11 protein-coding genes are annotated in these 12133 nt (G+C 48.2%); 7 read left to right on the top strand and 4 right to left on the bottom strand.

The genetic code is table 11. The annotated features are described in order from the left end of the window. Positions 1 to 66: 66 nt before the first annotated feature. A complete protein-coding gene (locus ACN1C3_RS14310) occupies positions 67 to 933 on the top strand; it encodes a TIR domain-containing protein (protein WP_419116456.1) in 867 nt (288 codons plus the stop codon). A gap of 419 nt (positions 934 to 1352) precedes the next feature. Here ACN1C3_RS14310 and ACN1C3_RS14305 read toward each other — a convergent pair whose 3' ends face one another. After that, positions 1353 to 2357 carry an SIR2 family protein gene (locus ACN1C3_RS14305; protein WP_419116455.1) on the bottom strand — a complete coding sequence of 335 codons (1005 nt, stop codon included), beginning with the start codon at positions 2355 to 2357 and terminating at the stop codon, positions 1353 to 1355. A 147-nt stretch (positions 2358 to 2504) separates the two neighbouring features. Here ACN1C3_RS14305 and ACN1C3_RS14300 point away from each other — a divergent pair, with 147 nt between their 5' ends. Together ACN1C3_RS14300 and ACN1C3_RS14295 are read left to right on the top strand one after the other, a co-directional pair. Next, positions 2505 to 2732, top strand: coding sequence for a hypothetical protein (locus ACN1C3_RS14300; RefSeq protein ID WP_419116454.1), 228 nt, complete (start codon positions 2505 to 2507; stop codon positions 2730 to 2732). Then, on the top strand, positions 2722 to 3288 hold the full coding sequence (locus ACN1C3_RS14295) for a hypothetical protein (RefSeq protein ID WP_419116453.1): 567 nt from the start codon (positions 2722 to 2724) through the stop codon (positions 3286 to 3288). The genes ACN1C3_RS14300 and ACN1C3_RS14295 overlap by 11 nt, the downstream gene beginning before the upstream one ends. 430 nt (positions 3289 to 3718) lie before the next feature. On the opposite strand, the gene ACN1C3_RS14290 is transcribed toward ACN1C3_RS14295, so the two are convergent. Beyond that, positions 3719 to 3937, bottom strand: a complete 219-nt coding sequence (locus ACN1C3_RS14290) for a hypothetical protein (protein WP_017736579.1) — start codon at positions 3935 to 3937, stop codon at positions 3719 to 3721. 234 nt (positions 3938 to 4171) lie between these two features. Between ACN1C3_RS14290 and ACN1C3_RS14285 the strand changes: the two genes are divergently transcribed. From ACN1C3_RS14285 to ACN1C3_RS14270, 4 genes are all read left to right on the top strand, one after another. Further along, a complete protein-coding gene (locus tag ACN1C3_RS14285; RefSeq protein WP_348124443.1) occupies positions 4172 to 4504 on the top strand; it encodes a hypothetical protein in 333 nt (110 codons plus the stop codon). Between the two features lie 1047 nt (positions 4505 to 5551). After that, positions 5552 to 6616 (top strand): hypothetical protein, encoded by a 1065-nt coding sequence (locus tag ACN1C3_RS14280; RefSeq protein ID WP_419116452.1) that lies wholly within the window; start codon positions 5552 to 5554, stop codon positions 6614 to 6616. An 11-nt stretch (positions 6617 to 6627) separates the two neighbouring features. Continuing rightward, a complete protein-coding gene (locus ACN1C3_RS14275) occupies positions 6628 to 7182 on the top strand; it encodes a hypothetical protein (RefSeq protein ID WP_419116451.1) in 555 nt (184 codons plus the stop codon). Continuing rightward, positions 7167 to 7757 carry a hypothetical protein gene (locus ACN1C3_RS14270; RefSeq protein ID WP_419116450.1) on the top strand — a complete coding sequence of 197 codons (591 nt, stop codon included), beginning with the start codon at positions 7167 to 7169 and terminating at the stop codon, positions 7755 to 7757. The genes ACN1C3_RS14275 and ACN1C3_RS14270 overlap by 16 nt, the downstream gene beginning before the upstream one ends. 948 nt (positions 7758 to 8705) lie before the next feature. Here the strand turns inward: ACN1C3_RS14270 and ACN1C3_RS14265 are convergent. Further along, positions 8706 to 10109 (bottom strand): hypothetical protein, encoded by a 1404-nt coding sequence (locus ACN1C3_RS14265; RefSeq protein WP_419116449.1) that lies wholly within the window; start codon positions 10107 to 10109, stop codon positions 8706 to 8708. After that, complete coding sequence (locus ACN1C3_RS14260) at positions 10094 to 11767, bottom strand: VPA1262 family N-terminal domain-containing protein (protein ID WP_419116448.1); 1674 nt, start codon at positions 11765 to 11767, stop codon at positions 10094 to 10096. Before ACN1C3_RS14260 ends, ACN1C3_RS14265 begins: the two co-directional genes overlap by 16 nt. Between the last annotated feature and the right edge of the window lie 366 nt (positions 11768 to 12133).

Here is a 12133-nt window from a genome sequence, read left to right as displayed (position 1 = left end):
CAGCCTCCGCTATCCTTGCCTATAGGTGATAATGTCATTTATCACGTATAGGAAAGGATTCACCCGATGGCAGGCGCTCAACCTCCTTCTACTACTTCACAACCACAATCTAAGGCCGCCATTGAGCGGGGCATCACCCGCTTGGGCGAGCGCATAACAGAGCTTGAGCAGTTTGATTTAGAGACGGTTTCTAGTAGTGCACCTGCTGACCTGGTTGCTCTGGCCGCGGCGATTAAAGACACCTTAATACGGTGTTTTGGTGAAAACACCTCTACGTTTCGGCGCCTTCAAAGTGCGGCCATGATCCATGCTTTCCCGATCTCACTAGATGACGTTCGACCGAATAACCAACGGTACGCTCGTGAAAGTATCGATCGATCGATTGCCCTCCTGAAGGAGGCTCAGCGGACACTAAGAGAAGATCTCGTGGATGCTGAGCACATTGCCAAATCGGAGCTTGACGCAAACCTTTCGGAAAACAATACGGCTTTTTCGCGCCGTGTGTTTGTTGTGCATGGGCATGACGAAGGTGCTCGGGAAACAGTGGCCCGTTTCCTCATGCAGTTGGGCTTCGAGCCGATCATTTTGCATGAGCAAGCCAACCAGGGCCGCACGGTTATGGAGAAGGTCGAAGCGCATGGACAAGTGGGTTTTGCCGTGGTGCTGCTAACCCCGGACGATGAGGGCTGCGCCAAAGGCGGCACGCCAGAGCCGCGAGCCCGGCAGAACGTCTTGCTCGAATTGGGCTATTTCCTCGGGCGCCTCGGACGTGACAAGGTCTGTGCACTAAAGCGCGGCACTCTGGAGATTCCCAGCGATTTCGCCGGTGTGGTGTGGGAGTCCATGGAAGGTAGTAGCTGGAAGCAAGCCTTGGGCCGTGAGCTTGAAGCCGCCGGTCATGAGATCGACTGGAACAAGGTCATGCGGGCGTAAGCCATCTACTGGCTTCTTCCTTGTCAGTCATCAGCCTGCCCGCAATGATGAAAGGCAAGCAGGCCAAGCTGTATTTCCCGATGGTTTTGTGCCGGCCAAATTCGCAGTCCGAACAAAACAGTGTAAGGGGATGGCCATCTCACACGGCGCCTTAAGATCGATTGCTGCCTGTCGCGAAGGGCAGAAATCAACCGATTCTGTTGAAAAAGTCGGCCATGGTTTTTTCGGCAGAAAAGTACGCGCGTGAGATTGAAATTTTTACTTTGAGCAGAGGCGTCGGGGGTCAGATTTCGCGTAGCGACGTGCAAAAAAGGCGTTTTCAGCGGTCAGCATGGGGCCAGTCTGGAAAAACCGACTTTTTCAACAGAATCAACCCATAGCTGCCGGTGGCGATAGTCAAAAACAGCCAAAAGCACACTCTAGGAGTCAACCAGCTTCTTCTGCCTCGGAAACTTAAGCGTCCCCTGCTTCACTGGTGACTTAGAAATTTGCGACCCACAGTGCAAGCTTTCATCGAGCCGTGGTGGAGTTGGGTATAGTTCTGGCAAGGAAGCAATCTGCTTTTCTATGAGGTCTGCGGCTTTGAGGTAACAGTCGTGATAGTTTCCGGCGACCACTGGTACTACCGTTACATTCAATGACCGCAGCAGCGACGTGATGGGGGTTTCATTTGCCTCCCTATTGAGCGATACGTGGTAGTAAAAAACCTGCCCTGTTTGGTGCCTCCGCCGCCGTTTGTGCAGCAATAACCACCAAAGATCGATCTCCGTAAAGTCCAAACCAAGCCCGACAATGTGCATGTGGTCACGTAAAAAATAATCCACCCAAGAGTAGACGCTACGGTTATCCGTGAATTCGAGAATTCCGTTTTTCACTGGACTACCGACACGCCCATGGGGGTGGCCCTTGACCTCAACCGAATCCGTCACATAGTTTCGGATTTTTTGTAGGTATCCAGCGTAGTGATCGAAGCCCAACACCATTGAACCTGGCCGGGCTACATCGCCATGAACATGCCAGATTTCCTTCTTGCCTGCGGTGTGCCGACGAAAGAGGCTGTATCTCGATTCGGGAGCAAGAAATGTAGGTGAGTGAAGTGGCCCCGCAAATGCCTCCTCGATCGTGAAGTCATAATTCGTGGTCATGATCACGTTGAATTGACCGCAGACCCTCTTGTGAGCTTCGACCGACTCGATCTGCTTGAGTAACTTAGCGAACTCAACCTTTACCGTATGCTCCGCTTTCTGGAATGGCATTGAGGAGCGGGCGCATAGCTCCTCGATAAACATGGATAGGGGTTTAGATTCGATATGTGGCACTAAGTCTATGCCACCAAAAGTTGTCGCCAACTCCCGCAGTATTTCGTTCCACCCTCTCTGCAATGCTACGCGATTTATACCGTTTCCAAGAAGAAGACTATGCATAGGTTTCCAATATGATTTCGGAATCAGAAGTCAGTGGCGCACAGCGGGTTGTTTCCGTCATAGGATTGGATGTCCCATCAGTTGCCCCCGGAGCAGATTTAGAAAATACGAGCTTATCTGAAGGTGAGGGAGCTGTGGTGATCCGCGATGGAAAGCGATATATGGCCTTCTCGTCGTCTTCAGTATGTTCGCTTCCTGGCGACGTCGGCTGGTTGCTACGAGGATGAAGGTAGCTTAAAAAATGGTGGGCAGTTCGAACGGTTGAATCCACAGCTGAAGGCAGCCATTCGCGGCATCACTGCGGATCGGATTCACACTATTCGGATGTCAGTTATCAGCACAACAATAGGAAGGCTCAGCAAAAATGGTTCGTGAAACGGTATTGATCGACAACTGCGCATGGGACATCCTTGAAAGTTGCGGCGTCAACTTAGTCGACGAGTGTGGGGAAGATCTCCAATTCACTGTCAGCGATTTCGGCATGATTGAGATCCCAGCAGACACTCATCCGAGTGAAGACGCTCAGCGAGTTGGTAAGTACGCGCGAGCGCAACTGGCAGCCTTGGAAGCTGAGCCTGCAGTCTGGTTTCAACTTCAGGATATTGATGACCCAACCCCAAGTGGAGGTGGCTTTGGTGAATTACAGCCTGATGGTAGCGTCAAGGGAGGGGGCTTCCTGACCAGTATCGAGGGACAGACCTATGCAGACGCGAACAAGCACCGAATCGGCGGCACCAGCGGTGTGAAGAGAATGGGGAGCGGTCTGCTCAAGCATCAGACCGACATCGATTACGGCGAATGGTCGGCAGGCCTGTTGGTTATTACTGCGAATCCAAAGGATTTTAAAGCTGGAGCCAAGGCCGTGGATATCAGCACCTGGGAGTCGGGTAGCTTCGGAGACTTCGTTCGGCAAGCTCTCACGGAGAGGTAGCTCCACACATCAGCCGTACGTTGAGTTCTCTATGCGAATGAAGACCGTGTGTCGTTTTCGTTTCGGCTAGATGGTGGCAGAGCCACCATTGTGTCCATCAGAAAATAAGATAGTGGAAGTGACCGACGCAGGAAAAGCGGCATTTAAGGTACTTCTTGAATGACCTCTTTTGGCCGATTCTGTTGAAAAAGTCGGCCATGGTTTGCGCATCAGAAAAGTACGCGTCCGAGATTGAAATCTTTATTTTTGGCAAAGGCATCCGGGATCGGATTTCACGTAGCAGCGTGCAAAAAAGGCGTTTTCACCAGTCAATGATCAGGCAGTTTGGGCAGACCGACTTTTTCAACAGAATCGTCCCATAGCCGCCAGTCAATTGTGTCTACAAAATCGTGGGGTATTCAAATCAGAGGGCAATCTTGCGCTGAGTAATTTATGACTGGCGTATCCTCAAAATGGAATCTGTGATGGCTTGAGCATTAGTGTCCAGCGTTTCCATGGCCGACATCGCATTAGCGGCGACACTTCCTACCCCATTTTCTGAGAGCCACTTCGTTATTTCTTCTATAGCTGCACTTAAGGCGTGCTGGTTGTGGAGGAGCAATGTCAGAGCGTCCGCCGTGGCGATCTTGCAGTCTGAGTTATCTGGCATGGCGGTCGTCCTTGAGGAATGATGCCGGAAGCCTAGCTCATCTCGTCTTTGGCTGAGACTGGCCGACAGCTGCCCGCCATGATAGGCGGCAGATGGACAGATGCTGACCCTCGCCGGTATCTGCTCTGCTGGCTCTTTGTCACTTCAGGTCAGACCCAACGACGCTTTACTACAGAGTCCGGGCATCCTGATAGAATCGATCAGGTTATAGATAACACCCTTCTGAGAAATGGTATGAATACGGAATTGATGGAAGATGAGATGCGCCGGGCGCTATTCGGTGATTCTGAGCCCTCTGCGCCGGCAATTAACTCAGACGTGCAGGACACAGTCCCGGATGTTGTGATCGTGCAACCGGTGAAGGCAGCGAAGAAAAAGGCAGTCTCAAAAGGCTTCACACCTAGGTTGAGAGTTACGCTCCGTGTGGGAAACGAATTTGAAGGCGAGATGCACGAGATGGTGCATGAGGCCGATACGCTGAGCTCCCTAGTTGCAGAACAAGAAGCTACTAAGACGGCCAGAAAAAAATTCAGGTTTGTGGAAGTAGTCTCGGTCAAATCGATGTAAGTGGGTACTCTCACTTTTCGCCCGCAGGGCATTAAGCCGCATTCACTTACAGCGGGGTCACCCAACAGATTCGTGTCAATTGAAGCCTCAAATATTAGGGGCGTTAGTCGTATCCCGGACTGGATTTAACACCATCAATCCATCCAACTCTCAATGTTAAGTAGTCGCCAACCCCTAGCCACATATCTGAGGGTGGCTACAGGCAAAAATCGACCCTAAGCGGCCGGTTGGGGACAGACAGAAACCGGCCAAAAGCTGCCGCCTAATGGGGCCTATCAAACCAGGGGCGATTCACCATTCTCCGACGGACCTACCGCTTAATTCAAAGGTTCGGATACCAGAGGTGATAGCCGATTTAAGCGGGTCGTTAGCACAGCCATCTGTGCAGCGACCGAATCTACAGTAGGGAATGACTATACAGTGGTCAGACAGACAGTGAGCATCGGCTCAATCGTGGAAATATTTCTAGGGGAAAGTTTGTTCGGATATGGCCAGATCTTAAACGGCGCGGAAATTGCCTTTTTCGAGCTACTGGCCAGTCAGTGGAACGGCAAGAGTCTCGCAAGCGATTTGAATCGCCCCCCAAATTCGTTCTAGCTAGAATTTTTGGCTACTTGGAAGCGATACCACCCAGTCAATTTTGTCTAATACAAAGCGTCATAAGCTGCCAATCATTCTCATTCTGACGCCTGCTCCACCGGCACCAGTCTCCCACTCATGAAATAATCGAGGGGTCAGCCCTGCCTCCTGCTCCGGGCTAAGCACCGCTTTTGCTTATGATGTATGTGCTTTAAAGTGTTTATCCCTGCTAATTTGAAAGCGTCTTTTGCTGTTCGCAACTGGGGAACTAGCGCTTCAGTCGCAGCCGCCAAGAGCCTATGAGGCTTGTACGCAATGTTGATTGCGTCTTCTCCATCAGCAGTCAGCCGGCAATTGAAATCTTGAGACTCTGGGCCATACTTAGGACGTCAGGATTGTCCAAGGCTTAGCCGTTAGATTTCTGGGTTTTCTTCCTGAGTCTTCGAAACGAGAAGAAGGGGAATACCTATGAAAGCCGTACGCTGCGCATTCGCAATTGTGCTAAGTCTTGTCGCCAGTTGGACTCACTCGGCTCCGTCGCCAATAAAGGCTATACCGGACGCCATCAGCAATAGCATCGCATACGGCGAATCAAAAACCGGACAATTAACTATCAAATATAACGACGATGAATTCAATGGCGAAGACACCGTATCTATTAAAGAAACTGACATCGCATGGGAGTGGGGAAGTAAGCAGCCCCCCTTTAATATCGTAAAGATCACAGACAGTAGCGGCCAGCCGGTAAGCTTTCCATTAAGAATTAATGGAAGCAATCGGCAAGTATTTATCACCTATAACTTGCGACCCTCCACGGCAGAATCGCTAAATAATAAGCTTATAATTACTTACAGCTTTAAAGGGGGGAGCGGAAAGATATTTATACCAATGAGCATTGACGCCGCATGCGTTAATAGTGATTACGACAAGCAGGGCTGCAATCCAGATATATGGACTTGCCAAATCGATAGGAATTCATACCCAGTTCTACGAATAGAACGACCTGCGGATGACAACTCAAGCCAAGACGCAGTTCGTGCTCATGATCGGACGCATCGTTTTGCTGATAAACAATATACAATCCCACTCCTTCAATTCCTCAGCGTCGCTGGCATCAACGTAAAACCAGCTCCATCATGCGAGCTTGACCCTGTGGTGTTTACTAAAAACCCGAGAGCTTCTAAAGTGGCTTCATTCATTTGGGCTCAGAAAGTTGGCAATAAAATTCCGACATTACAAACAGAAACAGTAGTCAACGGTGTAACTATAAATAGGATCACGGTGGGACTGCCAGAGAAAATCACAGGTTATGCAGCCGTGAATGGAAGCACTGCCGAATATAGGTTTGACGTTAAAGATGCCCCAACGGTTAAGATCGAAGAAAATCTAGCGAATCCTGAGGTGGTATTTAGCGGAATGATAGAGTGCGTTCTCGCTGATGGCACATTCTCGGTGGTTCGTAACGCCGACAAAGATGCAAATCTAAAAAATGCAAAATCTCCGGCTATCCATTTGATCATTGAGAAGCCATAAGGGGTGTTTTTATGTTGCCTATAAAATACATAGCCTTGTTGGCCTTTGGCACTGGGCTTACTGCATGCGCTCCAGTGAAATTTCTACCAACTAATATCGAGTATCGCTGCTCAGCCCCCTTTAACGATCCAGCGTCTTCAAATGAGCTGATTGCTGGTCTATCGGGCGAAAGAGATTACAAGTACCACGGCAGCCAATTCACCCATGAATTTGTCATCGATTCACCTGATGATTACATCAAAGTATGCATACATGACACAGCAGGGCTCAGCCCCGGTCGAAGCTACCTTCTGATCCTGAAGCATGTAGACAAATCCCAACAGCCTATCAACTCTCAACAACATTGGAATCTGACCGTTGCCAACACTGGCCAAGGGATAGTAAAAGAGCAATGTTTCATCGGCAGCGTTTCAGGAGGGCAATTTGATTTGATCAATCCTACCCCTATAAAGGGCAACTGGATGATAAGCAGAACCGATAGAGCTATTACTGCAGACCTATACATATATGCTATCAATGATTTTTTGGCCGACGAAGCATTGGAGCCGCCATGCAGAACATATTAAGCCATGTAACAGCCAAGAAGATAATAGCTTTTAATGTGTTAGCGCTTCTCTTGTCATCTTGTTCGAATTCCACCCCGACTGTCTTATCATTAACTCTCCGCTACGAGTGCTCAGGCACATTTGCAGACAAAAACAATGTTGGAGAATTTATATCGCGCATGGGCGGAGTCAGAGATTATGATGATGCCAGTGGCAATCGCCAAACCGCATTATTCACTTTTCAGACTGGAGATGACAAATTAGATATCTGCATAACAGATAGAGCGGCAATAGACCCCAATAAAAAGTACAATCTTACCTTAATACATGAGGACACAAAAGGCGACCCAGTGGGGCCTAAATCAAAATGGACGTTGGAGGCAGATAACAACGCCAATAACAGTGGCGCGGCCAAGCCGGAAATATGTTTCAAAATCTCACCAGGAAACGGAGAGTTGAGCATAGAGCCCGGCACACCTATAAGTGGAAAATGGCGTATACTCCAAACAGATCGTGAAATTGAAGTCAATTATCATGCAATATTGACGTCAGTCATAACCAACAACAACCCTGCCCCTCCTAAGTGTGATGGCTAGCAATGCCTACTTCTACCCGCAACCATATAGATAATAGAATACGCTTAACTTTCCCACTCGCTCAACTTGCTGACCTGAAGAGGGCATGCTCAGATCCCATTATCGACTTGGCTCTTCGATGCTACTGCCCTAGTGGGTGACCGACAAAAATCTAAACAGGTAGCTGGGGCTGTTCGATTCATACTCACAATGGCACTCGTATTTTTATTGCTGCGCTATTAAGTTTTTCTGGGCGGCTCCACCGCGTCGTAAGCATGCCTGAGAACACTGCCGGGTTGCTTGCTTTGGTATCGCTAGTGGCTCTGTACGGTTAAGTCATTTCGATCTTGTTCGGCCCAATGTCCAGGCTCAAGATCACGCACCCATGCACCCGTAATTAACGTTGAGCCTGTTGCCGGAATGTTAATGAGATGGTTTGTGCTCGGCCAAACATTGGTCGTTTCTCAACTCCTTGGGGGAGCGATCGTGGTGCCTGGTGTAATGGCGCTCGCTTGGCGTCCTTGCCAGTGACCCCAACTTAGTGGAAGCCTTTTTATCGTGAACACAAGCGTCCGCTATGGGTCCAGGCTGTGTAAAAACGCAGACACCGTTTTGAAGTCTGCGGTGCTACGTAAAATCTGCCAGCGTTTGGTTGGTCAACAGCTCTAAAATTCGCATAGGATCGCGCTTTTCGTTGCGTTCCTGACTTTCAAACTCGCTCTAAAACGTTTTCACACACTCTGGGCCGTTTTCAGCCGTTCGCGACAGGCAGAAAACGGCCAAAATCAGTCAGTCGGATGTATCTAGAAAACGGGGTGATTCATCCATCAAAATATTTTCATAAAGCCTAGGTCGAAAGGCACTGGTCACGGCGAGCCACTTTCGACCCTATTTCCACATCGCCCCATCGATAGATAAAATTATATTTGACTAGAACCAAAGAAAAACTTCGGAGGCGCGGCAGAACCCCTACAGGCGGTTTCTTATTTCCCAATACGAATGCTTCGAGCACCAACCGGGACTATACCAATGCCGGCCGTCCATCCAGTCGTCGCCTGCATACATTTTCTGTTGTGCATGTCCTAACGGTTGAAAACGAGAAAGATGCCGATTGAACGCTGACACGTAATCAGTGAAAGTTTCGTACCATAAGTTATTAATTTCATCGAATTCAGTTCGAAGTCTACTCTCGGCTCTGTCTCGCTCCTCGTCACTTAAACAGTCGTGATAATACATGGCAACTGCAAAATCTAGCGCGGAGTCTTGAATAGAAAAAATATAACTATTTGGATCACTGATATTGAAATTCCACGCTTGCCATCGATTAAATGCGAGCGTCCAAATAAGATTGCGCTGAACCTCGTCGCTGCACTGCTGTACCCTTTTTAAGGCAGGCATCAGATCCTTTCTATTGCTAGCAGTTGACAGACTGATAACATCAAAATATTGGATAAGCGCTGCTTTCGACATACCACACAGCGCAGCCCCCATTGCACTCTGCAGTCGAGGATATCTTGACGGATAAGTATTAAATACTGCTACCCACTTTGACCACTCTTGACTATTATTGGATCCTTGGAGCAAGAGTTGTTCCCAAAAAACCTCAAGCTCGCTGCTCTCATTGGTATTATTCCGATCTAACGAGAGACGTAGGGCGCAAAATTTCAAAGGCCAAGAATTAGAATTAACGGCTATTTGAAGCGTCTGAGTTGCCTTCATGGAACTTAAAAATTCAATCGCGGCAATTAATACTGCAACATCTTTCAATTCGCCCAATACCCTCTCGAGGGACAGCGGGGAAAATATACTTAACAATCGGACTGCGCACGAAAATCGGGCGTCATAAAGAAAGTCGGTAACGTGATGAAGTACTGAATCAACACTTTCCCAATCATGGAGTATGCAGCCATTCAGAAATAAATCATCCACATGATCCATGTGACGATGATACCGCTTTATTGAGAACTTTTGAGAGAAGATCAGCTGAGTCAGTTGCTCTAACCTATCCAGGCGGAGAGAGCCAACCCTTTCAAGTTCCCTCCAAAGCTGGCCATCGCCAAGATCAAGAACGGAACCTATCTCAAGTACGTGAAGTAGCGACGCGCAAATCGACTCGGCTGAGCCCTCAATAAGCTGATTAGCCAGCCATTGAAACAGACCATATAGCGCTTCAGTATCTTCTACCGAAAGCGGTAGAAAATTAGCAATAAAAGGAAATTCTTGCTTAAGGTTAAAATGAAAGCTCTCTAGATCTTTATCATCATGAGAATTTGCTTGGATTACTGCCTTTGGTACTAAGGCAGGAGTGCCTCGCGCCCTGGTCGCGATATTTTTTAGAAATGCTATACGCTCTTCCATTACGTTGACTTCCATATCAAGTGCTCATTTGAGTCTAAGTGTTCCCATAACGTGTCGAACGCGTCAACAACAGGCTGAGGGTGAGCGACCTGTTGGACGATTGCATGAACAGAACCGAGATGATTTACGGATGCGCCTAGCGACCATACTTCAGGCCCATTACCACTTCCATTGGGGAATATTAGGAAACGATCATGGAATGACCAGCCCTTAGGGCCAAAACTAATTTTAAACTCTAGATCAATATTAGCTCCTCCCTCGATAGAGTCGGACAGTAATTTGATTTGATCTTGCATCCATCGTTCCCGTGTTGTCGAATCTGACTCCGTATTTTCCTCTTCTAATGTGCTTGATGATATCCCCTCAGAACTCTTGCAGACCTTACATCTTACCTGGTCTTTTCTCTCGCAGATTTTGGTGGATGTTATTGCTCGTAGCTTGGATTTTTCATGCTTGCAATGGAAAAGTGTCGTTAGAATATCTGCACTTGTAAGGTATGGGTCCCAGAGATAAACTGCATCCTCACCGTGCACATTTATCAACCCTCTAATATCTTCCAAAAATCTCTGATGTTCAGTTTTACCACGGACTTCGCCCCCGTACTGTACAAAACGCTTATACTTTACCAGCTCTCTTATTTCAGTATCACTGATTCGTCTTTCAGTCCAAGCACCGTTAGGGCGAGTTAGCTTTTCTCCATTGAACCAAGTTCTTTGGACGGACACGAGAGGAATTTCTTTTCGAGTCTTATCCCCATTGATATCCATATCATAAAAGACTCGAACAGAATCGCCCACGCTTGACACCGTACCGCGTGACCCAGTCGAACTGATAAATGTCGTGGGCGGGTATGCAGCCAGAATAATATTCTTATCCAGATCCCAAACAACCCCTCTGAAAGGTCTATTTGATGTATCTGCCACTATAGAGTTATTCCCTTCAACTAGTTCTTGCTGCCCATAAGCCACGATGGCCTCATCAAAAATAAGTTGGATAGATCCACTAATACGACGAGGTGCCACATCTGGATGCCAAGAAACGGTCACACCAATCGTATTCTCTTGCGAACCTGAAAAACTTGTTGCTATCGAATTTACCGGCAACTGAATAACGATGTTTCCGAGTCTATCAGGAATCAAAGATAAGTCTATTTTGGCAAATTTCCTTACCCAAGCACCAAGTGCCTCGATTAAATTAGGACTATCTGTAAGGAACTGCAAATTAGTTTTCTTAGCATCGGCAAGCTCAACAACGTAAGAACCATTCCAAAAATTGTTCTTCAGGACACGGTTCAGCGGAACCCGATTGCTACCATCAACGGCATAAAAGGCAGGCGCGCTAACCCTGAGTTGACCATGTAAGAGGGGAGCGTCATGGGACTGCCAATTCCCATTTGTGTCGAACATCGTTGCTGCTTGGAGCAATGCCTCAACAGAAATATATCTCCTGACAACTCCAAAGGAGCGGTTAGCGATGCCATCGATCCTTCTATCACTTTCGTTTAGGAATAAGGGTTGTTTTTGTTCATCTGAAGGTGCGCGCTCAACAGCCACATAGATGGAAAAGACGTTCAAAAAATTTTTGCCGTCAAAACAACCTATTTCAATTACCTCAAACCACTCGTAGTGGCCTAGAACTCCAGGTTCAAGGAGTCGCTCCAAGCTGGGGGACATTCGGTCTTTAGAATCCGATGCTGGGTATCGTGTCTGATTCATTGTGAGTGTCTGGTAGTGAGATGCACGTGACTATATCCGCTTCGTATGATGCGGTGCTCGCCAAAAGGCAATTCATTGTCCACCCACAGCCAGGATCACTACCCCCCCGATCACATCCTGAGTCGCCAAACATCCTCCAGCTGGATCGGGGTCAGAAACGGCCCGCCTCGAACGGCAGCTGTTGGCCGTTTTCTGCCTGTCACGAGGGGCGGTAGACGTCTAAAACCAGCCATTCGGATGCGTCAAGGAAATCAGGGGCGATTTATACTACCGCCTGCATGTACTCAGAATCAGTTTCGGCTACTTTGCGGTAGCGTTCGTTAT

The organism is Pseudomonas sp. H11T01 (genome assembly GCF_048515765.1).
Lineage (GTDB): Bacteria > Pseudomonadota > Gammaproteobacteria > Pseudomonadales > Pseudomonadaceae > Aquipseudomonas.
Note: the sequence above shows the minus strand (reverse complement) of the source record. Positions and strands in the feature narration are given on the sequence as shown.

What these genes read in the sequence shown, in the direction of transcription:
- ACN1C3_RS14280 (WP_419116452.1), top strand. Translation starts at nt 5,552, where the DNA reads ATGAAAGCCGTACGCTGCGCATTCGCAATTGTGCTAAGTCTTGTCGCC.
- ACN1C3_RS14265 (WP_419116449.1), bottom strand. Translation starts at nt 10,109, where the DNA reads ATGGAAGTCAACGTAATGGAAGAGCGTATAGCATTTCTAAAAAATATC.
- ACN1C3_RS14275 (WP_419116451.1), top strand. Translation starts at nt 6,628, where the DNA reads ATGTTGCCTATAAAATACATAGCCTTGTTGGCCTTTGGCACTGGGCTT.
- ACN1C3_RS14300 (WP_419116454.1), top strand. Translation starts at nt 2,505, where the DNA reads ATGGAAAGCGATATATGGCCTTCTCGTCGTCTTCAGTATGTTCGCTTC.
- ACN1C3_RS14310 (WP_419116456.1), top strand. Translation starts at nt 67, where the DNA reads ATGGCAGGCGCTCAACCTCCTTCTACTACTTCACAACCACAATCTAAG.
- ACN1C3_RS14285 (WP_348124443.1), top strand. Translation starts at nt 4,172, where the DNA reads ATGAATACGGAATTGATGGAAGATGAGATGCGCCGGGCGCTATTCGGT.
- ACN1C3_RS14260 (WP_419116448.1), bottom strand. Translation starts at nt 11,767, where the DNA reads ATGTCCCCCAGCTTGGAGCGACTCCTTGAACCTGGAGTTCTAGGCCAC.
- ACN1C3_RS14305 (WP_419116455.1), bottom strand. Translation starts at nt 2,357, where the DNA reads ATGCATAGTCTTCTTCTTGGAAACGGTATAAATCGCGTAGCATTGCAG.
- ACN1C3_RS14295 (WP_419116453.1), top strand. Translation starts at nt 2,722, where the DNA reads ATGGTTCGTGAAACGGTATTGATCGACAACTGCGCATGGGACATCCTT.
- ACN1C3_RS14270 (WP_419116450.1), top strand. Translation starts at nt 7,167, where the DNA reads ATGCAGAACATATTAAGCCATGTAACAGCCAAGAAGATAATAGCTTTT.
- ACN1C3_RS14290 (WP_017736579.1), bottom strand. Translation starts at nt 3,937, where the DNA reads ATGCCAGATAACTCAGACTGCAAGATCGCCACGGCGGACGCTCTGACA.